Source organism: Peteryoungia algae, from assembly GCF_030369675.1.
In the GTDB taxonomy this organism is placed as follows: Bacteria; Pseudomonadota; Alphaproteobacteria; order Rhizobiales; family Rhizobiaceae; genus Allorhizobium; species Allorhizobium algae.
Genome location: NZ_CP128477.1, coordinates 953,365 through 974,717, shown reverse-complemented (window position 1 = coordinate 974,717; position 21,353 = coordinate 953,365). Strand labels below are relative to the sequence as shown.

Here is a 21,353-nt window from a genome sequence, read left to right as displayed (position 1 = left end):
TGCCCGACAGGGTGAAAATCTGGAACGCCGCAGGCGGGAAGTAGGCAAGGCATTGACGACGGCGCGCGGATTGTTCGTGACTTTCGAGGGAGGCGAGGGGGCTGGGAAATCGACCCAGATTCGCCTGCTTGCGGAAGCCTTGCGCGTGCGCGGCCATACGGTCGTCACGACCCGCGAGCCGGGTGGCTCTGCCGGGGCAGAAGCGCTCCGCCATGTTCTGCTTTCGGGTGCTGCCGAACCTTTCGGCGTGCGCATGGAGGCATTGCTCTTCGCAGCGGCCCGGGCGGATCATCTGGATTGTGTGATCCGCCCGGCGCTCGCGCGCGGGGAGACCGTCCTGTGTGACCGTTTTGTCGATTCCTCGCGCGTCTATCAGGGCGTGACCGGCAATCTCGAACCGCCGCTCATGGCCGCGCTCGAGCGCGTCTCGATTGGGACAAGCATGCCCGACGTGACGCTGGTGCTGGACCTTCCGGCGGAGGTCGGATTGCAGCGGGCGCGGCGCAGGGCAGGCGCCCTGGCCGAAACGGCCACACCGGACCGTTTCGAGAAGGAAAAACTCGAAATCCACGAAAAGCGCCGGCAAGGCTTTCTCGACATTGCTCTGCGCGAGCCGGGACGTTGTCGGGTTATCGATGCCTCGCTCGATGTCGACCACATTGCGCGCGACATCCTGTCGGAAGTGGAACGCGTGATGGCCGGACCGGCTTCCGGCCAGACCGACGACGGGCAGGCGGCGCGGTCATGAGTGACGAGAGAGCAGGGCTTCTCGACGGGGCGATCGCGCCGGTCAGCAATATCAAGCTTTTCGGTCACGAGGCGGCGGAAGAGTTTCTGGCGCGCAGCTATCGATCGGGCAAGGGCCACCATGCCGTCCTGATCGAGGGGCCCGAGGGTATCGGCAAGGCAACGCTCGCCTTTCGCTTTGCCAATCACATCCTGCGCCATCCGGAGCCACAGACTGCGCCGGAGGTGATTGCCGATCCGGATCCGGCGCATCCCGTGACACGGCAACTCGCCTCGGGTGCCAGCCACAATCTTCTGCATCTGTCGCGGCCCGTTGACGAAAAGACAGGCCGTGTGCGGACTGCGATCACCGTCGACGAAGTGCGGAAAGCAGGACATTTCTTCAGCCAGACATCCGGCACGGGCAGCTGGCGTATCGTGATCATCGATCCCGCCGACGATCTCAACCGGAATGCGGCAAACGCGATCCTGAAGATCCTTGAGGAGCCGCCGAAGCGCGCGATGTTCCTGGTGCTGTCCCACGCGCCCGGCAAGCTCCTGCCTACCATCCGGTCGCGCTGCCTGCCGCTCAAACTGCATGAACTATCGCCGCCGGCCATGGATCAGGCGCTGGGGCAGCTCGGTCTCTCGGTTCCCCCGGAGAAGCGCGAGGCGGTGCTTTCGCTGGCCAAGGGCAGCGTGGCGCGCGCGCTGAAGCTGGTGAACTATGGCGGCGCCGACATTCTGGAGGCCTTCGAGCAGATGCTTGCCGCGACGGGGCCCGCCCAGCGGCGGATGATGTTCAAGATTGCCGACGCGCTTTCGGGCAAGGACAGCGAAGTCGCCTTCGGCTTCTTCACCGAACATCTCGGCGATCATCTGGCTGAGGCGGCACGGAAGCTTGCCATGGCGGGTGATCTCGGCGGCGCCGAGCACTATGCCCGGCTCTCCTCCGTCATCAACCAGCAGCTCGGCGTGGCGGCTGCCTACAATCTGGACCGCAAGCAGACGATCCTCGACGTGCTGGCGGCGATCGTGCGCTGATCCTGCGGCCGGGAAGCGACTTCGTGGCGCTGCAGCAAAACGGATGTTCCTAAAGGCCGAGGAATGCTTTAAGAGCGTTCGACCCCAATTGTTTTCGCCGTTCATGGCCGGCCCTACGCCGCCATTGTCCGGCTTCGTGACATCGCAACCGACGAAAAGACAACAAGAAGCCATGAGCGATCCCTTCTACATCACCACTGCCATCTCCTATCCGAACGGCAAGCCGCATATCGGCCATGCCTATGAGCTGATCGCGACGGACGCCATGGCGCGGTTCCAGCGGCTCGACGGTCGGGATGTGTTCTTCCTGACCGGAACGGACGAGCATGGGCAAAAGATGCAGCAGACGGCACGCGCGGAAGGGATTTCGCCCGAGACTTTGGCCGAGCGCAATTCCAATGCCTTTCGCGAGATGGGCACGCTGCTGAATGCCTCGAACGACGACTTCATCCGCACGACCGAGCAGCGCCATCACCAGACGGTGCAGGAGGTCTGGCGGCGGATGGAGAAGAATGGCGACATCTACAAGGGCGGCTATGCCGGCTGGTACTCGGTGCGCGACGAGGCCTATTACCAGGAGGAAGAGACCGAGCTGCGCGCCGATGGCGTGCGCTACGGGCCGCAGGGGACGGCGGTCGAATGGGTCGAGGAAGAGAGCTATTTCTTCAAGCTCTCGGCCTACGAAGACAAGCTTCTCAAGCTTTACGAGGACCAGCCGGATTTCATCGGACCGAACGAGCGCCGCAATGAGGTGATCTCCTTCGTCAAGTCGGGCTTGAAGGACCTGTCGATTTCGCGCACGACCTTCGACTGGGGTATCAAGGTGCCCGGCGACGACAAGCATGTCATGTATGTCTGGGTCGACGCACTGACCAACTACATTACCGCGACGGGCTATGTTGAAGACGAGAATGGACCGCGCGCCAAATACTGGCCGGCCGACGTTCATATCATCGGCAAGGACATCATCCGCTTTCACGCCGTCTACTGGCCGGCCTTCCTGATGTCGGCGGGCCTGCCTTTGCCGAAGCGCGTCTATGCCCATGGCTTCCTGCTCAACAAGGGCGAGAAGATGTCTAAATCCGTAGGCAACGTCGTCGATCCTGTCGATCTCGTTGCCCATTTCGGTCTCGACCAGGTGCGATACTTCTTCTTGCGCGAGGTCTCCTTTGGCCAGGATGGAAGCTATTCAGAAGAGGGGATTGCGACCCGCATCAATGCCGACCTCGCAAACGGCATCGGCAATCTCGCCTCGCGCTCCCTGTCGATGATCAACAAGAACTGCGAGGGCAGGGTGCCGACACCCGGTCCGCTGACGGCGGAAGACGAGGCGATCCTCAAGGTCGCCGACGACGCCATCGCGATCTGCCGCGAAGAGATGGGCCGCCAGCAGATCCACAAGGCGGTGGCAGCGATCATCAACATCGTCAACGAGGCCGACCGCTATTTCGCAGCCCAGGCGCCGTGGGTTCTGAAGAAGACCGACGAGGCGCGCATGGGCACCGTGCTCTATGTGACGGCGGAAGTGGTGCGGCAGATCGCCATCCTCTTCCAGCCGATCATGCCGGCGTCTTCGGCGAAGATCCTGGATCTCGTGGCCGTGGCCGACGAAGACCGGGTCTTTGCCAAGCTCGGCTCTGCCGGTCGCCTTCAGCCGGGCACGGAACTGCCGGCACCGTCGCCGGTCTATCCGCGTTACGTTGCGCCGGACACGGGCAAGGCGTGAGACGATGCTGATCGATACGCACTGCCACCTGGACTTCGCCGATTTTGACGCAGAGCGTGACGAGCTTGTCACGCGTGCGCACCAGGCCGGCGTCCGCCAAATGGTGACGATCTCGACGCGGGTTCGGAAACTCGAGACGCTGCTTGCACTCACCGAGCGTTACCCGAGCGTCTTCTGCTCGGTCGGAACGCATCCAAACAATGCGGGCGACGAGCTGGACGTGACGGCGGACGAACTCGTTCGGCTGGCGGAAAGCCACGCGAAGATCGTGGCGATCGGCGAGGCGGGGCTCGACTATTTCTATGACACGCAGAAGCCCGAGGACCAGAAGACCGGCCTGATCCGCCATATCGAGGCGGCGCGACGCACGGGCTTGCCGCTCGTCATTCACAGTCGTAGCGCCGATGAGGACATGGCCGATATCCTGACTGCCGAGACCGGGAAGGGTGCCTTCCCCTTCATCCTCCATTGTTTCTCATCGGGACAGACGCTTGCCGATACCGGGGTGGCGCTCGGCGGCTACGTCTCCTTTTCCGGCATTGTGACTTTCCCGAAATCGGAAGAGTTGCGCGAGATCGCCAGGAGCGTGCCACTGGACCGGTTGCTGGTCGAAACGGATGCCCCTTATCTGGCGCCGAAGCGCTGGCGTGGAAAACGCAACGAGCCGTCCTATGTGGTGAATACGGCGGAGGTTCTGGCCGAGGTGAAGGGCGTGAGCTACGCGGAGATGGCAGACATCACGACAGAGAATGCCTTCCGCTGCTTCTCCAAGATGCCACGGCTCAGCTGAGGGAGCTTTGATGAGGGTCACGCGCCGGTTCACGCTGCTCGGTTGTTCGTCGTCACCAGGCGTGCCGAGGATCAACGGCGACTGGGGCAATTGCGACCCGAACAATCCTCGCAACCGGCGGACCCGCGCCTCCTTCCTGATCGAGCAGGTCGGACCCGATGGCGGCAAGACAACCGTCGTTGTCGATACCGGACCGGATTTTCGCGAGCAGATGATCCGCGCAAAGGTCGCACATATCGATGCCGTGATTTACAGCCATGCGCATGCGGACCATCTGCACGGGATCGACGACCTCAGAGGTTATTTCATCACCCAGAGGAACCGTATTCCGATCCATGCCGAGCCCTACACCATGGCGCGCATCGAGGAGGGCTTCGAATATTGCCTGAAGACGCCTTCAGGCAGCAACTATCCGCCGATCGTCGCGCCGCAGATCATCGAGGACATGTCCGCGCCGATCGAGGTCAACGGGGCAGGCGGGCCGATCACACTTCTGCCGCTTAAACAGCAGCATGGCGACATCATCTCGATCGGTCTGCGGGTCGGCAATGTCGCCTATTGCTGCGACGTCTCCGATTTTCCGGACGAGACGGTGGCGAAACTCTCCGGTCTCGATCTGCTCGTCATCGATGCCTTGCAGTATCGTTCGCATCCGAGCCATCTGTCGCTGGAACAGGCGCTCGGCTGGATCGCGCGGCTGGCGCCGAAACGTGCTGTGCTGACGCATATGCATACGCCGCTCGACTACGAGACAGTCATGGCCGAGACGCCGTCGCATGTCGAACCCGGCTACGACCAGTTTACCATGCAATTTGAAATGGATATCTGAGTTCTTTAAGATCCTGAATTAGCTTCGCCGGCCGGTCTCGGCGAAGCCGGCATCATCCGCCAGATGAGCCGCGCGCGACGGATTCGATGGCGCGGGAGAAATCCGAGATCTGCATCAAGCCGCGGCAGCGGGCGAAACGGTTATCGGCATAGATGCGAAAATCGTCTGCAGGGTTGCCGTTGGCGAGCTGGATCAGGCCCCAGAGGGTCCACAGCAAATCACACATTGCCTTGTAGATGACAATCCGGCCCCGCTCGGCGGGGGAGGGCTCGCGGCCGAAATAGGCCTGGATCATCTCCTCCTCCTGCTCCGGGCCGAAACCGCCTTCGATGCAGAGATCGCCGAGATCCCACATGGGGTCGTTCATGCCGGAATATTCCCAATCGACGATCCACATGCGCTCGCCATCGTCGAGGAAGTTTTCGCAAAGCGGATCGCAGTGGCAGGCAAGATTCGGCAGTGGATGGGCCGACAGCGCCGCCCGCACGGCTTCGGCCTCCCGGAGCACATCATGATATCCCATGGGAAGGGCGACATCCTTCGTTTCGAGGATGCCGAGATAGCTGTCGATCATTGCGAACAGCTCGAACCGTGCCGGAAAGATGGCCCCGCTGTCATGCAGCTTTCGAAAGGCCTTGCCGGCCCGGGCAGCGGCGCCGGCGCGCGAGCGGAAGCGATCCGGTGTCATGGTCGCGGCACCATTGAGGTAACGCGAGAGGAAGATGCCGCTCGCGGGATCCGCAAAGAGAATATCCGGGCCGACACCGGCACGGGCGACGGCCTCCGTCGCCACCATTTCGTTGACCCGATCTATGTATTCCTCGGTGCCCTTGCCGGGGATGCGCAGGCAGTGGTCGCCGACGCGGAAGACGAGATTGGTGAGGCCGCCCAGACGCTCGATCGGTCCGTTGTATCCGGCAAGCAGGGGAATCGTCTTAATTGTTTCGCGGGCAAGCGCAATCTCGGCCTCTTCGGTCATGCTTTCAGCCTCAGCATCTTCGGATCGTAGAGACTGCGGGCACCCCGGCGCGCCGGGTAGCTCTTGCCGAAGGCCTCGATCTCAAATTCTTCACCGTTCGCCATCTCGGCTGGCAGGTAGCCGAAGGCGATCGTCTTGCCGAGCGTATATCCGTAACCGGTGCTGGCCGTGGAACCGACGACCTTGCCGTCGAGCAAGACGGCCTCGCCGCCGTGAAAAGGGGCAAAGCCGTCGATGGTGTAGGAGACGAGCTTGCGCCCGACGCCTGCCGCCTTGATCGTCGCCAAGGCATCGCGGCCTATGAAGTCCCCCTTGTCGAGGGCAACACAGAAACCGAGACCGGCCTCATATGGGTTGTAGTCGGGCGTGATGTCGCCGGACCAGTAGAGATAGCCCTTCTCCAGACGCGCCGCATCGATGGCCCGGTAGCCGGCATCGGCGATGCCGAAGGACTTTCCGGCCGCCTTCAGCGTGTCGTAGACGTGAGCGGCATACTCCTGGTCGACATAGAGTTCATAGCCGAGCTCGCCGACATAACCGATGCGGACAGCAAGCGCCGTTGCAGCACCGATTTCGATGCGTCTTGCTGATAGGAAGGGAAAGGCTGCGTTGGAAAGGTCGTCGTCGGACACGCTCTGCAGCACCTCGCGAGCCCGCGGACCGCAGATGTTCAGCGTGGCGAACCGGTTCGTTAAGTCGCTGAGGATCACGCCCTCGGGCAGATGTCGGGAGACCCAGTTGCCGTCTCGCACACCGAAGCCGGATCCGGTGATCAGGTAGAGCAGGTCGTCGGCGAGGTGGACAATGGTCACATCGGCCTCGACACCTCCGCGCGCGTTGCAAAGCTGGGTGTAGACGGCCTTGCCGGGCGGGCCGGAGAGATCGTTTGCCGCAATCCGCTGCATGGCGGCCCAGGCACCGGGGCCGCTGATCTGAAACTTTGAGAAGGAAGACTGGTCGATGAGCACCACGCGCTCGCGGATTGCCTTGACCTCATCTTCGACAGCGTCGAACCAGTTCGGCTTGTCCTCGAAAGAGGGGATATCCCGGTTTTCCGAGCCCGCTTGGGAAAACCAGTTTGGGCGTTCCCAGCCGAATTTCGAGCCGAAGACAGCACCGTTCCTGGCAAGGACCTCGTGCAACGGCGAGCGGCGCAGGCCTCGCGCGGCTTGTGCCTCCTCGCCCGGCCAATGGACCTTGTAATAGGCGCCATAGGCCTCGATGGCCCGTTGCTCGAGATACCGTCCCTGGGCATGCACCGCGCCGAAGCGACGGACGTCGAAAGGCCAAAGGTCCATGCCGGCATCACCGTGCAGGATGAGGTTGGAGAGCGCCAGTCCCGCACCGCCAGAGGCCGCGATGCCGGCGGTAAAGCCGCAGGCGACATAGAAATTGTCGAGTTCCGGCGCGAGCCCCATGATCGGTTCCCCGTCGAAGGAGACCGGGATCGGGCCGTTGATCACGGTCTGGATGCCGATGTCGTTCAGGGCGGGAATGCGGGTCGCGGTTGGCAGGGCAAAGAGCTCCAGCCGCTCCCAGTTGGGCTCGAAGAGTTCGCGACCGAAATCGAGCGGCGGTTTGCCGCGCCAGCAGCCCTTCGTGCCGTCTTCCCAGCCGCCGATGGCGAAGGAGCCGGTATCCGGCTTCAGGTAGAAATTGTTGTCAGGATCGCGCAGCGTGGTGAGGTCTGGCGGCAGGGTCAGCTTCTTCTCGGTGAGGAAATACTGGTGTTCCACGACACCCGCAGCCAGCGGCACGCCTGCCATCTCGCCGACGCGCTTTGCCCAGAGGCCGGCGCAGTTGACGATGATGTCGCAGGAGATGGTGCCACCATTCGTGACGACACCGACGACGCGGCGATTGTCGACGACGATCTCCTCGACGGTGACGCCTTCCTCGATCTTCGCGCCGTTCATGCGGGCGCCCCTGGCATAGGCCATGGTCAGGGAATAGGGATCGATATAGCCGTCGCCGGGGATGAAGGCTGCACCTTCAATGCCGTCCCTGACGATGTACGGGAAACGGCTGGCTGCTTCGTCAGCGGAGAGGGAATGGCATTCCACGCCGAAGCTTTTGGCCTGGGTCATCGACCGGCGGATTTCGCTCCAGCGTTCCGGGCTGCCGGCAAGCCTGAGGGAGCCCACTTTCTTCCAGGCGATGTGCTGCCCGGTCTCCTCTTCCAGCCGATCAAAGACGGCGACCGAGTTCTGCATCAGCCTGGTCAGATTGCGCTTTCCCCGGAGCTGACCGACGAGGCCTGCCGCATGCCAGGTGCAGCCATGGGTGAGCATGGATTTTTCGACAAGAAGGACATCCTTCGCACCATCGCGGGCGAGGTGGTAGGCAATAGAGGTGCCGATGGCGCCGCCGCCGATGATGAGGATGTGGACGTGACGATCCGCGCGAAATGACATGGGCAAACCCCTCAGGCCTTGATCTTGTCCATGGCCGGGTCGACCATTGCCCCGAAGTGAAGCGTGGCCCGCGTCCTTGCCGCTGCGACCACCAATTCGTAGACGCCGCTTTTTAGGTAGTCGTCGCTGACGCCCTCGGCATTGCGCACATAGCCGTAGCCGATATTCCTGGCCACCGTGTAGCCGTAGCCGCCGCTCGTGAGGTAGCCGACCGGCTCGCCGTTTCTGAGGATCGTCTCGCGCCCGGCAAGCACGATCGAGGGATCATCGACGGTGAAACCCATCAACCGTTTCTTGAGCGGCTGGCCGGCGAGGCTTTCCAGCGCCCGGCGACCCAGGAAATCCGTGTTCTTGCGGAGCTTCACCGCCCAGCCGAGGCCTGCCTCGAAGGGGGTGTCGTTTGGCGTGATGTCGGAGCTCCAGGCACGGTAGCCTTTTTCGAGGCGCAGGGATTCCAGGGCGCGGTATCCGATCGGGCGGATGTCATGGCTTTTGCCCGCGGTCATCAGCGCATCATAGACGTCTCCAAGTGCGGCGATCGGGATATGCAGTTCCCAGCCGAGCTCACCCACATAGGTGACACGCAGCGCTCGAACGGTTGCTCCGGCGATGGACAGTTCGCGCACATGGCCGAAGGGAAAGGCCGCATTCGAGAGATCAGCCGAGGTGACGTTGCTGAGCACGTCGCGGGACTTCGGCCCCATCAGTGACAGTGTGCCCCAGTCTTCGGTGATATCGGCGAGGGTGCAATCGGCACCCGGCGGAATATGATCTGATATCCAGCCGAAGTCATGGGTGCGGAAACCCGTGCCGGTGACGATATAGAAGGTTTCCTCCGAGACGCGAGCGACGGTCAAGTCCGCCTCAATGCCACCCCTCGTGTTGAGGAGCTGTGTGTAGGTCAGGCGGCCGACAGGCTTGTTCACGTCATTGGCGCAGATCCAGTCCAGCGCTTTCAAGGCATCGGGACCCGACAGTTCGTATTTCGCAAAGGACGACTGGTCGAAGATGCCGACCGCTTCACGCACGTGGCGGTGCTCCTCGCCGACGGGATCGAACCAGTTCTGCCGTCCCATCGAATAGACATCCTTCGGTTCCGTGCCCGACGGGGCGAACCAGTTGGGACGCTCCCAGCCGAGTTTCGACCCGAAAACGGCGCCCGAACCTTTTAGGCGGTCGTAGAGCGGAGAGACGAGGCGGGGGCGGCCGCTTTCATATTCCTCGTGCGGGAAGGCAATCGTGTAATGTTTGCCGTAGGCTTCCAGCGTGCGGTCACAGACCCACTGACGATCGCGATGCATGTCGGCGAAACGCCTGATATCGACGACCCAGAGATCGAGCGGGGCCTCGCCATCGATCACCCATTGTGCCAGCACCCAGCCGGCGCCTCCGCCGGACGCGATGCCAAAGGCGTTGAAACCTGCGCCGACGAACATGTTCTTGCATTCAGGCGCTGCACCCAGAATGAAATTGCCGTCCGGCGTGAAGCTCTCGGGTCCATTGATCATCTGCTTGACCCCGACCTTTTCCAAAGCCGGAACGCGTTCGATGGCCTGGACCATGTGCTGCTCGAAATGGTCGAAATCGTCGTCGAACAGGCGGAAGGCCCAATCATCCGGCAGATCACCGGTGAACCAGACTTGCGGGTTGGGCTCATAGCCGCCCATCACCAGGCCGCCAACCTCTTCCTTGTAGTAGGTCCGCCTGTCGGGGTCGCGGATCGTCGGGGCGTCGGTCGACAGGCCGTCGATCTTCTCGGTGATGATGTACTGGTGCTTGACGGCCTGCAGAGGGACGTTGATGCCGGCCATCGCACCGACCTGACGCGCCCATTGCCCGGCGCAGTTCACCACTTTTTCGCAGGTGACATCGCCCTCGCTCGTCTTCACCGCGGTGATCCGGCCGTCCTTCATCTCGAAGCCCGTCACCCGCACGTTCTCGGCGATTTTCGCGCCATGCATCCGCGCGCCCCTGGCCAGTGACTGGGTTATGTCGGACGGGCTCGCCTGGCCATCGGTCGGCAGCCAGCTGGCACCGACGAGATCATCGACATTCATCAGCGGCCACATACGCTGCACCTCTGCGGGGGAAACGAGATGCATCTCCATGCCGAAGCTGCCGGCGGTCGTGGCAAGCCGCTTGAACTCGGTCCAGCGGTCCTGGTTCGTCGCCAGTCGCAGGCAGCCGCTCATCTTCCAGCCCGTGGCCAGACCGGTTTCGGCTTCGAGACCCTTGTAGAGGTCGACAGAATATTTCAGCACGCGGGTGATGGACGCGGAGGAGCGCAACTGGCCGACGAGGCCGGCCGCATGCCAGGTCGAACCCGATGTGAGTGCGCCCTGTTCGAGGAGCAACACGTCTGCCTTGTGTTCCTTGGCAAGATGATAGGCGGTCGAGCAGCCGATGATTCCACCGCCGATAACGACGATCTGGGCGTGGGAGGGAAGGGTCATTTGGAGTGTTTCCCATAGACAGAGTTATAGTGGTCCAGCGCTTCTTGCAGGCGCGTGAGGTTTTCGGCCGTATAGCCGACATAGTCGGCGCCCGGCGCATCAAGATAGAGCTCGGAGGTCATGCTCCACATCGCCTCGCGTAGCAGCGAGGCACATTGCATGGCGGCGAGCGAGCGGCGGATCTCGGACGAGGGGGCTCCGCCGAAATAGGCGGTGAGAAACTCCTCCGACTGGTCGGCTGTCAGCCCGGCATTCGAGGTCGCCCCGGCGAGGTCGAACATCGCCGTCGAGAAGCCGGCATATTCGAAATCGATCAACCAGAGCCGCTCGCCGTCATCGAGGATGTTCGAGGGGAGGAGGTCATTGTGGGCAAAAACAATGGGGAGAGGGGACTGAACCGCTTCCAGTTCCTCGGCCAGAACAAGGTAGCGCGCGAGTTGAGGGATCATCCGGCTGCCGCCAGCCTCAAGCGTGCGGGCGTAGTCGCGCACTACGTGGAAGGGCCAGAACATGAAACCGGCGCCGGAGACGTGGCGTGGCATCTCGTTGTGAAAGCGCCTGAGCAGAAGAGCGACGCGTTCGCGTTCGGCCGCAACGTCGCCGGCTGAGAATGTCTTCGCATCGAGGAAGGTCGAAACCATGATGCCGGGCTCGGCATATTCCACCTTCGGAGCAAAGCCGGCCCCATGGGCGGCGCGCGCCGTCATGAGTTCGCGGGTCCGGGACACCTGATGGAAGGGATAGTCGGTCCCGAAACGCACAACGTGGCGGCCGGTGGCATCCGCCACCAGGAAGCTTTCATTGCTCAGGCCGCCCTTGAGTACGGAGATCTCCAGTGCTCCATTCCAGCAGGGCAGGGCCGCGATGCGATTTTCAATCAGGGGGGGCGGGGTGACGTCGGTCATGCCATCCGCTCCCGAAGACGCGCAGCGCCGGCAGAGATCAGCCGATCGGCGATGATGGCGATGAAGGCGACAGCGAGCCCGGCGACAATACCGCGGCCGGTATCGGCCTTGGTCAGAGCGATATAGACCTCCTGGCCGAGATCGCGGGTGCCGACCAAGGCCGTGATCACGAGCATGGAGAGCGCAAACATGATCGTCTGGTTCAGACCGAGCATGAGTTCGGGAAGTGCGAGCTTCAGCTTGATCTTGGTGAGGATCTGAAAGGGGGTGCAGCCCATGGCGCGCCCGGCCTCGATGACCTTTGGATCGACGCGCTGGAGGCCGAGCGCCGTGTAACGGATCGCGGGTGCCACGGCATAGGCAACGATGGCGATGAGGGCAGTGAAATCACCGACGCGGAACAGCATCACGGCCGGCATAAGATAAACGAAGGAGGGCAGCGTCTGCAGCGTGTCGATCACCACCTGCAGCCACCTCCAGACCCGTTCCCGCTCCGAGGCAAGGATGCCGATCGGGATGCCGATCAGGCTCGCGATGATGACGGCGATGCCGCACAGATAGACCGTCACCATCGCCTTTTCCCATTGACCTGTCGCGGCGATCAGGAAGGAGAGGGCGCCGGCCAGTGCAGCGAGCCTGAAACCGCCAAGACGGAAGCCGGCGATGGCGAGAAGGGCGACGACACCGAGCCAGGGCAATTCGGCCAGGAAGCGTTTGACCGGCACCAGCAGGTGCAGCAGGAGGGTGGTGCGGATCACCTCGAGCACGTCGAAGAAGTTGATGTTGATCCATTTCACCACCTCGTTCCAGAAGGTGCCGGTCGACAGGGTGAGACTGTCTGGCAGTGTGGCGAGAGAAGGGGTTAGAAAACTTGCGATCAGGCTGACGACGATGACTGCTAGGGCTGCAGACAGATAGGGGTGGCGCTGGACAAGACTGGTCCTGCCCTCAGCGAGAACAGGAGGAACACCAGCTTTCCGGGCGATAGCCTGGCTCAGGCGGTCGAGGGCGACAGCAAGGGCAACAATTGCGAAGCCCGCCTCGAAGCCTGCTCCGATGTCGAGGCGGCGCAGCGCGGCCAGCACCTCGAAACCGAGGCCGCCGGCGCCGATCATCGAGGCAATGATCACCATGTTGAGCGAGAGCATGATGACCTGGTTGACGCCGACCATGATCGGATCGGCCGCTGAGGGCACCATGACTTTCCATGTCATCTGGTGACGCGAACAGCCCACCATGTGGCCGAGATCCCGGATTTCCGACGGCACGGCTCTCAGGCCCAGGATGGTGATACGGGCCATGGGCGGCATGGCATAGATCACCGTACCGACAATGGCAGCCGTCGGGCCAAAACCGAAGAGGAAGAGGATCGGCACGAGATAGGCGAAAATCGGGATCGTCTGCATCAGGTCCAGGAGTGGTGTGATGGCCCGGTCAACCCAGGGCCAGCGATAACCGGCAAGCCCCAGAAGCAGACCAAATGCGACACCGATCGGAACGGCGACGAGGATGGACGCGAGCGTCACCATGGCACTCGACCATTGACCAAAAGCGGCGAGGAAACCGAAGCAGACCACGACCAGTGTCGCCAGCCTGCGTCCGCCCGCATAGTATCCCAACAGGCCGACAAGGAGGATCACACCCAGGAAGGAAATCGGCGGGACGATCTGGACTGCTGCAGACCCCTGGCCGGAAAGAAAGCCCGTGGCGAGCAGGCTGAGCGCCAAGGTATAGGGAATGTCGATGAGATCTGCGATGAAGCGCGTGAAATCGGTGAAGGAGAAGAGGCCGAAGCTCGCCTCGTTGACCAACCACTTCATCCACTGGCTGATGTGTCGAGCCGCGGGAATTTGCCAGGCGCGTGGATAGTCGAAGGCCCATTGGCCGATCGACGGGCCGAGCCACCAGGCCATGAAGACGGTGAAAGCGACGATCGCCAGGGCGCCATCCGCCAGGCGTTTGCCAGTCGATGTTTTGTCGGTCTCGACGGCCTGGAATGGCGGGGCGGGCAATGGGTTCATGGCTTCAGCCCTGCATCATCACGTCGACGACATCGCTGCGTCGCAGGAGGCCAACCGGTCGGCCCTCTGCATCGACGACGCCAAGCGTGTCGCCGGCGTTGAGGAAGAGGGCGGCGGCTTCGGAGACGGAGGCCGACTGCGAGGTGGTGGCCGCGGGCAGGGGGCCGGTTGCAGCCGTCATCAGGGACGCGACCTTGACGACCTTGGAGCGGGCGACATGGCGGGTGAATTCGGCGACATAATCGGTGGCGGGCGCCAAAACGAGTTCCTCGGGCGTGCCGGCCTGCACGATTTCGCCATCCTTCATGATCGCGATGCGGTCGGCGAGCCGGATCGCTTCGTCGAAATCGTGGGTGATGAAGACGATGGTCTTCTTCAGCACCGATTGCAGGCGCAGGAATTCGTCCTGCATTTCTCGGCGGATCAGCGGATCAAGCGCCGAAAAGGGCTCGTCCAGGAACCAGAGCTCGGGTTCGACCGCAAGCGAACGGGCAATGCCGACGCGCTGCTGCTGGCCGCCGGAGAGTTGGCGCGGGAAGGCGGTCTCCTTGCCGGCGAGACCGACCAGTTCGACCATGCGTCGGGCGCGGTCCTCCCGCGCCAGCCGGTCAATGCCCTGGACCTCCAGCGGAAAGGCGACATTGTCGAGTACGGTCAGATGCGGCAGAAGCGCGAAATTCTGGAAGACCATACCCATCTGATGGCGTCTGATCTCGATCATCCGGGCTTCGCTGGCCGCCAGCAGATTTTCCCCGTTGAACAGGATTTCACCCGAGGTTGGCTCGATCAGCCGCGACAGGCAACGCACCAGTGTGGACTTGCCGGAGCCGGACAGTCCCATGATGACGAAGATCTCGCCGGTCCGCACCTCGAGATTGACGTCCCTGACGGCACCGACCAGGCCGGCGCTCAAGAGGGTCTCGGCGTCCGGCTTGCCACCGTTTGAGGACACGGCTTCGCGGGCACCCGCACCGAATATCTTCCAGACATTGCGACAGACGAGTTTGGCTTCAATCGACATGGCAGTTCCGCTGGATCGCAGGACGGGTGGCCCGCCGGGGCCGTTCGAAAGACCGGTCACCCGCGCGGCGTGCATGCGCAGGCGACCGGAGCCAGTTCGGCTAGTTCTTGATCCACTCCGACCATTTGGCCTCGTTGGCGCCGACCCATTCGGCGACGACCTCCTCGACCTTCTTGCCCTCGAGATCGACCTCGGTGATCATCGCGCCCATTTCGTCATTGCCGACGTTAAAGGCCTTGATGGCTTCATGGGCACCAGGCCACTTGTCCTTCAAACCAGACCAGGCGACCTTCCAGATCGGACCGAAGGGCTTGCCGCAATCATAGGCCATATCGGCATTCGAGCCCCAGGCGGCGTCGGTGTAGCATTCCTTGGTGTATTGCGGGAACTCGACCCATTCGCCCTTGTATTTGGCCGGCGCCCAATGCGGCGCGTAGATCCAGAGGAGGATAGGGGCCTGGCGCTGATAGGCGCTTTCGAGTTCGGCAAAAAGCGCCGCGTCTGTTCCGGCATGAACGACCTCGAAGGGGAGGTCCAGTGCTTCAACGCGCTCGTCGTCGAATCCGCCCCAGGTGACCGGTCCGCCGAGATAACGACCCTTCGGTGCCGTTTCTGCCGTCGAGAAGGCTTCGGCACAGGCCTCCGTCTTCAGCGCCTCCCAATTCGGCAGGCCGGGGCATTTCTCCTTCATGTATTCGGGAAACCACCATTCTTCCTTGGCCTGCATGCCGGTTTCGCCGAGATTCTCGACCTTGCCTGTGGCCGTTGCGGCATCCATGGCCTCACGGCCGGTCGTCTCCCAGATTTCCATGGCGACATGGAGATCGCCGGATTCGAGACCGGCAAACTGTGCGAGATAATCAGCCTGAACGAATTCGACGGAATAGCCGGCTTTTTTCAACACTTCACCCATGATCTGGGTGGTGATCAACTGGCCTGTCCAGTCATGCAGCGTCAGTTTGATCGGATCGGTGGATTCCTGTGCCGAGAGCGGCACGGCCAGAAATGAGGCGGACATCAGCAATGCGGTCGCGATGGTCCTCGGCATGCGGTCAAGATGAGGCATTCGAGTTCTCCCAGTAGAGCCCGTTGAAAATCCATAGAACTGGCAAGGCACCCGGTCGTCGTTCCCCGTATTTTTCATATCTGATGACGAGCGTGTGTATGACGTCAGTCTCGGATCAAGCGTACGGACTTGTCAATGTCGATTTGTGGCATTTTGTGCTTTTTTGACCGAATGTGTGGTAATTGGTTGCGACTGGACGCATGGCGCGCTATCGAGCGGCCGTAACATTGGGTGTGGGGAGAGAGCGTCATGCCGCCTTCAAAGCGACAGCGGGAAATCATGCGGGTGCTGGAGCACGAAGGAAGCGTGGCCCTGTCGCTCCTGGCACGTAAACTCGATGTGTCGCTGGAGACGATCCGGCGCGACATCAAGCCGTTGGCCGACAGCGGCTCCCTGATCAAGATGCATGGCGCCGTCGGCCTTGCGTCGACGATCGGCGAAGCGCCGTTCGAGAGACGAATGCGTGAGAACAGCGAGGCGAAACGGGGGATTGCTGCGGCCGTGGCAGCAACGATCCGGGACGGCGATTCCATCATGCTGGATACAGGCACCACGACGAGCTTCCTGGCGCGGGAACTGATCGGTCACCGACGCCTGACGATCGTTACAAATTCCTCCGACATTGCCCGGACCCTGGCGACCTTGAACGATAACCGGGTCTATATGGCAGGCGGAGAATTGCGCAGCGACAATGGTGCGGCCTTCGGCAGTACGGCGATCGACTTCATCAGTCGCTTCTCCGTGACCCATGCCATCATCTCGACCGGCGCGGTCAACACACATGGCATGATGGACTATGATCTCGAAGAAGCGGAATTCGCCCGCACGGTCCTGATGCGCGGGCAGCGAACGCTTGTCGTTACCGATCACAGCAAATTCGGCCGCGATGGGCTCGTGCGCGTTTGCGGCTTCGAGGCGATCTCCGAGCTTGCGACAGACAAAGCGCCGTCGGCCGAAATCGCCCAGGCCATCGCTGATGCCGGTGCGCGGCTGTTGATTGCGTGACAAGCCTTATCGGCTTTCAATTGTCGAGGGCTGACCGACTGCCGCAGCCTAAAATGCCTACCATCTCTATATGTAGATTAGTTCCATAATCTATCTTATGCGATCTTTGTATGTGGTGATGTCGGCGCTCACTTGGCATTCCCTCGGCCCTCAGAGATCCGCGACATGCAGGATGGTCTTGGCCGAGATCTCTGCCTCCGAAGGATAGCCGAATGCGTTGTTGATATAGGTCACGCCGTCGATCACCTTGTTGCGGTTCAGGTGGCTGTGTCCGTAGAAATGCTTCGACGAGCCGAGCCGGCGGATCTGGGCTTCCAGACGGTCGGTGCCGAGCACCGGAAACAGAGCCTTGTGTTTCTCCGGATAGCGCGCCGGCATGAGATCGAGGCGCGGCACGAAATGCGAGACGCTATAGACCGCTTCGAAGCCTGATGTCTCCGGGATCACGTTCATCGCGTCGAACCGGGCGGCGACCTCCGGCGGTGTCAGGCCTTGCCAGTTGCACTTGTAGAAATCCATCCAGCCGCGCCGGATGGTGGGTCCGGGCTCGCCAAAGGAATAATCATACCAGGCAAGCAAAGGGACGATAAGCGTCCGGCCGACCGCGAGCGGCCCGGTCTCGATGCCGTAGCCCCGGCAGAGCGCATTGAGCGTCTCGAACTTGTCGAATGACGGCCCCTTCCCGCTGCGCGACGTCCAGAGGTCGTGATTGCCGGGCAGAAAGACGAGCTTGGCGTAACGCGGCAGCAGTTCGTCGAAACAAGCCTTCACGAGATCAATCTCGTCCGAGAGGTCTCCGGCCACGATCAGAACGTCGTCGGTGAATTCGGAGCGCGAGAGTGCGCGCAACCAATCCAGGTTCTCCTGATAATCAACGTGGAAATCGGATCCGAGGAAGAGACGCATACTCAGGGGATCCGTTGCGGTTCTAAAGGCATCCAAGCCTTCTAGCGCATTTTGGGCGGCGAGCAAGGCATGGTGCAGGGGCTGTCGAGCACCCTACCCGCCACTCTACGACAGACTATCGTCGTGGGATCGGTTTCGGAGAATGCGTCTCGCTGCGCGTATTGCGACCGGAGCGCCCGAAGCAACGGCCCTGTCCGCCGCGCTCCTTTTGGGACGGCAGCCGCAAATGCCCCAGCAAATGCCAGGCAATTTCAGTTGTCTGTTGACCATGCCCAGCGCTCGATTTACTTGTACGACAGGTTGGGTGTGACGCAGTTCGCGTCCCGGCCACGGACAGGGGGTACGCATGTGGAGGCACGCGGGACGCCAGCGCCAGGCGAAGTGCCGCTGAAGTGCGCGACTGGACGATCATTCGGAGGAACGGCCGGGACCGCCGGCATTGGGAGGACTGATCATGAAACTGACCCGCAGGGGCGCTTCGCTCGCAATCGCAACACTCACTTTGGCTGGCATCTTCGCAGGACCGGCGCAGTCGGCCATGGAATTGAAATGGGCGCATGTCTACGAGACGAGCGAACCCTATCACAACCAGGCGGTATGGGCGGCCGAGGAAATCAAGAAGCGGACCAATGGCGAGATCTCAATCTCGGTCTTCCCCGCCTCACAGCTCGGCAATGAAAACCAGATCAATGAAGGTCTCGGCCTCGGGACCGTCGACATCATCTATACGGGCGTGGCCTTTGCCGGCGCGATCCACAAGCCGATCGCGATCTCCAATGCGCCGTTCATCCTGCGGGATTTCGACCATTGGCAGGCTTATCGCGACAGCGACCTCTTCAAGGAGATCGCAGGCGGGTATGACAGTGCCACAGGTCACAAGGTGCATGCCCTCACCTATTACGGCCAGCGGCACCTGACCGCCAACCGCGAGGTGACCAAGCCAGAAGACATGAAGGGCATGAAATTGCGCGTGCCGCCTGCCCCGCTTTTCCTGATGTTCACCAAATCCGTCGGCGCGAATGCGACACCGATCGCTTTCGCCGAAGTCTATCTCGCCCTGCAGCAGGGTACGGTTGACGGGCAGGAAAACCCTCTGCCGACGATCATGGCCAAGAAATTCTACGAAGTTCAAAGCCATATCATGCTGACCGGTCACATCACGGAATCGCTGCTGACCATCGTCGGCGGCCATGTGATGGCGCAACTGTCGGACGAGCAGAAGACGATCATGGACGAAGTCTTGAAGGAAGCGGCTTCGCGGGCGACCGCAGACATCCGCGCCTCGGAGGGCCGTCTTGCCGACGAATTCCGGACGCTCGGAAAGACGGTGGTCGAGATCGATCGCAAGCCGTTCATCGATGCTGCAGTACCACTGCACAACGATCCTGAGTCCGGCGCCGGCTGGTCACAGGAGCAGTATGACGCGCTGCAGGCGCTCTGACCCCTTTGGGGCTAACCCCCTCGCGGGAATTGGCTGTGGCGCGATGCGCCGCAGCCGCTTCGATGCCAGCCAGCGCGGAGACAGCGCATGACACACGAGCCGCAAGACGAGGCTGCAACGCCAGCCGCCATCCTGCATGTCGAGGACGAGGCCGATCCGCCGCTCATTTTCAGAATCGATGACGTTCTCGCCTTCTGCCTGTTCTGGATCCTGGGCGGCGTCACCTTTCTGCAATTCTTCAGCCGCTATGTGCTGAATGACTCGGTCGCCTGGACCGAGGAGATCGGCCGCTATCTGTTGATCTGGGTGACCTTTTTCGGGGCAGCGATCGTCTTCCGGCGGCGTACCAATATCGCGGTAGAAGTGATCGTGGACATGATGCCGCCGAACGTTGCAAGGGTGTTGCGGTTCGTGGCCGACATGATCACGCTGGGCTTCGTCATCCTGCTGGTCTGGTTCGCCTGGAACCTGACCCAACGCATGATGATCCAGCGGATGACCGTGATCGACGTGTCAATGAGCGTGGTTTATGGCGGCGTGCTCGTTGGCTGCCTGCTTATGCTCTGGCGGGCGGTTCAGGCTCTCATTTCCAATGCCAAGCGCGGCTGGGATCCGGTTTCGGACCCGTCGCAGATTTTCGATTGAGGTCTGTCGATGGTCCTGCTTCTCATGGTGTTCTTCGGGCTGCTGCTGGTCAGCGTGCCTGTCTTTGTGGCGTTGGGTGGTGCATCCCTTGCCTATACACATTTCATTGGAAACCTGCCGGATTTCGTCGTGCTCCACCGAATGGTGGGTGGCGTTGACAGCTTTCCGCTGATTGCCGTTCCCTTCTTCATTCTGGCGGGCAATCTGATGAATTCCGCCGGCATTACGAACCGGATCTTCGACTTTGCCACGGCGGCTGTCGGCTGGCTGAAGGGCGGGCTTGGCCATGTCAACGTGATCGCATCGGTCATTTTTGCGGGCATGTCGGGCGCGGCTGTGGCCGATGCCGGCGGGCTCGGGACGATCGAGGTCAAGGCGATGCGGGACCGGGGATACAACGACCATCTCGCGGTCGGCGTGACAGCTGCATCCTCGACCATCGGGCCGATCATCCCCCCGTCCCTGCCGATGGTGATCTTCGGCGTCATGGCCAATGTCTCCATTGGGCAGTTGTTTGCGGCGGGCTTCATTCCGGGCCTGCTGATGGCAGGCTCGCTGATGGCCTACATCACCTGGTATTCATGGCGGCACAAGATCGGCGCCGATCAGGCGTTCAGATTGCGGGTCCTGGCGAGAAGTGCCCTGAATGCCGTGCCGGCCCTGCTCACGCCTGCGATCATCATCGGCGGCATCGCGACGGGTGCATTCACTCCGACAGAGGCGGCGATCGCCGCCTGCGCCTGGGCTCTCATCCTCGGCTTCGTCGTGTACCGCACCTTGTCGGTGAAACGTTTCTACCAGATCACGATCCAGACGATCGAAACAACCGCCTCGGTGCTGGTCATCGTTGCCGCAGCCTCGCTGTTCGGCTGGGTCCTGACGGTCACCCAGGTGACGGCGCAATTCACGGAACTCCTGCTGACAATCACCGACGATCCGATCATGCTGCTGCTGATCATCAACGTCATCATCCTGATCGTCGGCTGCTTCATGGAAACGATTGCGGCGATCTCCATTCTCGTCCCGATCCTGATGCCGGCCGTCCTGCATGTCGGTATCGACCCGGTTCAGTTCGGCGTGGTGATGGTGCTCAACCTGATGATCGGCCTCATCACACCACCGATCGGCATGGTCCTGTTCGTGCTGGCGAGGGTATCCAACCTCTCAATCGAGAAGACCGTGAGAGCGACCGCGCCATTCCTCATCCCTCTGATGACGGTGTTGCTGCTGATCACGGTGTTCCCGCAACTGACGCTCTACCTGCCCACACTCTGGTACCGGTGATGCCCTTCATGTGAGGGCAAACGCGCTCACTTCCACTTGAACGGTCTTTTCATCGTCACGAATCCGCCTATCCTTTTGTTTCGGACTTTCTAAAGCAA

17 protein-coding genes are annotated in these 21,353 nt (G+C 61.7%); 9 read left to right on the top strand and 8 right to left on the bottom strand.

What is annotated here, in order from left to right; translation table 11 throughout:
* Positions 1–52 precede the first annotated feature (52 nt).
* From tmk to QTL56_RS04920, 5 genes are all read left to right on the top strand, one after another.
* On the top strand, positions 53–748 hold the full coding sequence (gene tmk, locus QTL56_RS04940; RefSeq protein WP_245136831.1) for a dTMP kinase: 696 nt from the start codon (positions 53–55) through the stop codon (positions 746–748).
* Entirely contained in the window at positions 745–1,770 is a 1,026-nt protein-coding gene (locus QTL56_RS04935) for a DNA polymerase III subunit delta' (RefSeq protein WP_245136832.1), read from the top strand. The genes tmk and QTL56_RS04935 overlap by 4 nt, the downstream gene beginning before the upstream one ends.
* Positions 1,771–1,942: 172 nt before the next feature.
* Complete coding sequence (gene metG, locus QTL56_RS04930) at positions 1,943–3,496, top strand: methionine--tRNA ligase (RefSeq protein ID WP_245136833.1); 1,554 nt, start codon at positions 1,943–1,945, stop codon at positions 3,494–3,496.
* Between the two features lie 4 nt (positions 3,497–3,500).
* Positions 3,501–4,286, top strand: a complete 786-nt coding sequence (locus QTL56_RS04925) for a TatD family hydrolase (RefSeq protein WP_245136834.1) — start codon at positions 3,501–3,503, stop codon at positions 4,284–4,286.
* 10 nt (positions 4,287–4,296) lie between these two features.
* Positions 4,297–5,115: an MBL fold metallo-hydrolase gene (locus QTL56_RS04920; protein WP_245136835.1), complete on the top strand. Its 819-nt coding sequence runs from the start codon at positions 4,297–4,299 to the stop codon at positions 5,113–5,115.
* Positions 5,116–5,167: 52 nt separating this feature from the next.
* On the opposite strand, the gene QTL56_RS04915 is transcribed toward QTL56_RS04920, so the two are convergent.
* The 7 genes from QTL56_RS04915 to QTL56_RS04885 form a co-directional block, all read right to left on the bottom strand.
* Positions 5,168–6,094, bottom strand: coding sequence for a choline/ethanolamine kinase family protein (locus QTL56_RS04915; protein ID WP_245136836.1), 927 nt, complete (start codon positions 6,092–6,094; stop codon positions 5,168–5,170).
* Positions 6,091–8,508, bottom strand: a complete 2,418-nt coding sequence (locus QTL56_RS04910) for a GcvT family protein (protein ID WP_245136837.1) — start codon at positions 8,506–8,508, stop codon at positions 6,091–6,093. Before QTL56_RS04910 ends, QTL56_RS04915 begins: the two co-directional genes overlap by 4 nt.
* An 11-nt stretch (positions 8,509–8,519) precedes the next feature.
* Positions 8,520–10,961, bottom strand: a complete 2,442-nt coding sequence (locus QTL56_RS04905) for a GcvT family protein (RefSeq protein WP_245136838.1) — start codon at positions 10,959–10,961, stop codon at positions 8,520–8,522.
* Complete coding sequence (locus QTL56_RS04900) at positions 10,958–11,866, bottom strand: phosphotransferase (protein ID WP_245136839.1); 909 nt, start codon at positions 11,864–11,866, stop codon at positions 10,958–10,960. Before QTL56_RS04900 ends, QTL56_RS04905 begins: the two co-directional genes overlap by 4 nt.
* Positions 11,863–13,887 (bottom strand): ABC transporter permease, encoded by a 2,025-nt coding sequence (locus QTL56_RS04895; RefSeq protein WP_245136840.1) that lies wholly within the window; start codon positions 13,885–13,887, stop codon positions 11,863–11,865. The genes QTL56_RS04900 and QTL56_RS04895 overlap by 4 nt, the downstream gene beginning before the upstream one ends.
* A 4-nt stretch (positions 13,888–13,891) precedes the next feature.
* Positions 13,892–14,908: a quaternary amine ABC transporter ATP-binding protein gene (locus QTL56_RS04890; protein WP_245136841.1), complete on the bottom strand. Its 1,017-nt coding sequence runs from the start codon at positions 14,906–14,908 to the stop codon at positions 13,892–13,894.
* 100 nt (positions 14,909–15,008) lie between these two features.
* Complete coding sequence (locus QTL56_RS04885) at positions 15,009–15,974, bottom strand: ABC transporter substrate-binding protein (protein ID WP_370660325.1); 966 nt, start codon at positions 15,972–15,974, stop codon at positions 15,009–15,011.
* A 249-nt stretch (positions 15,975–16,223) separates the two neighbouring features.
* On the opposite strand from QTL56_RS04885, the gene QTL56_RS04880 reads away from it, so the two are divergent.
* Positions 16,224–16,979: a DeoR/GlpR family DNA-binding transcription regulator gene (locus QTL56_RS04880; RefSeq protein ID WP_245136842.1), complete on the top strand. Its 756-nt coding sequence runs from the start codon at positions 16,224–16,226 to the stop codon at positions 16,977–16,979.
* A 150-nt stretch (positions 16,980–17,129) separates the two neighbouring features.
* Here QTL56_RS04880 and QTL56_RS04875 read toward each other — a convergent pair whose 3' ends face one another.
* Entirely contained in the window at positions 17,130–17,885 is a 756-nt protein-coding gene (locus QTL56_RS04875; protein WP_245136843.1) for a metallophosphoesterase, read from the bottom strand.
* Between the two features lie 460 nt (positions 17,886–18,345).
* Here QTL56_RS04875 and QTL56_RS04870 point away from each other — a divergent pair, with 460 nt between their 5' ends.
* The 3 genes from QTL56_RS04870 (at position 18,346) to QTL56_RS04860 (ending at position 21,255) form a co-directional block, all read left to right on the top strand.
* Positions 18,346–19,326, top strand: coding sequence for a sialic acid TRAP transporter substrate-binding protein SiaP (locus tag QTL56_RS04870; RefSeq protein ID WP_370660344.1), 981 nt, complete (start codon positions 18,346–18,348; stop codon positions 19,324–19,326).
* An 87-nt stretch (positions 19,327–19,413) separates the two neighbouring features.
* Entirely contained in the window at positions 19,414–19,971 is a 558-nt protein-coding gene (locus QTL56_RS04865; protein ID WP_245136844.1) for a TRAP transporter small permease, read from the top strand.
* A 9-nt stretch (positions 19,972–19,980) separates the two neighbouring features.
* Positions 19,981–21,255 (top strand): TRAP transporter large permease, encoded by a 1,275-nt coding sequence (locus QTL56_RS04860; RefSeq protein WP_306424870.1) that lies wholly within the window; start codon positions 19,981–19,983, stop codon positions 21,253–21,255.
* The last annotated feature ends 98 nt before the right edge of the window (positions 21,256–21,353 follow it).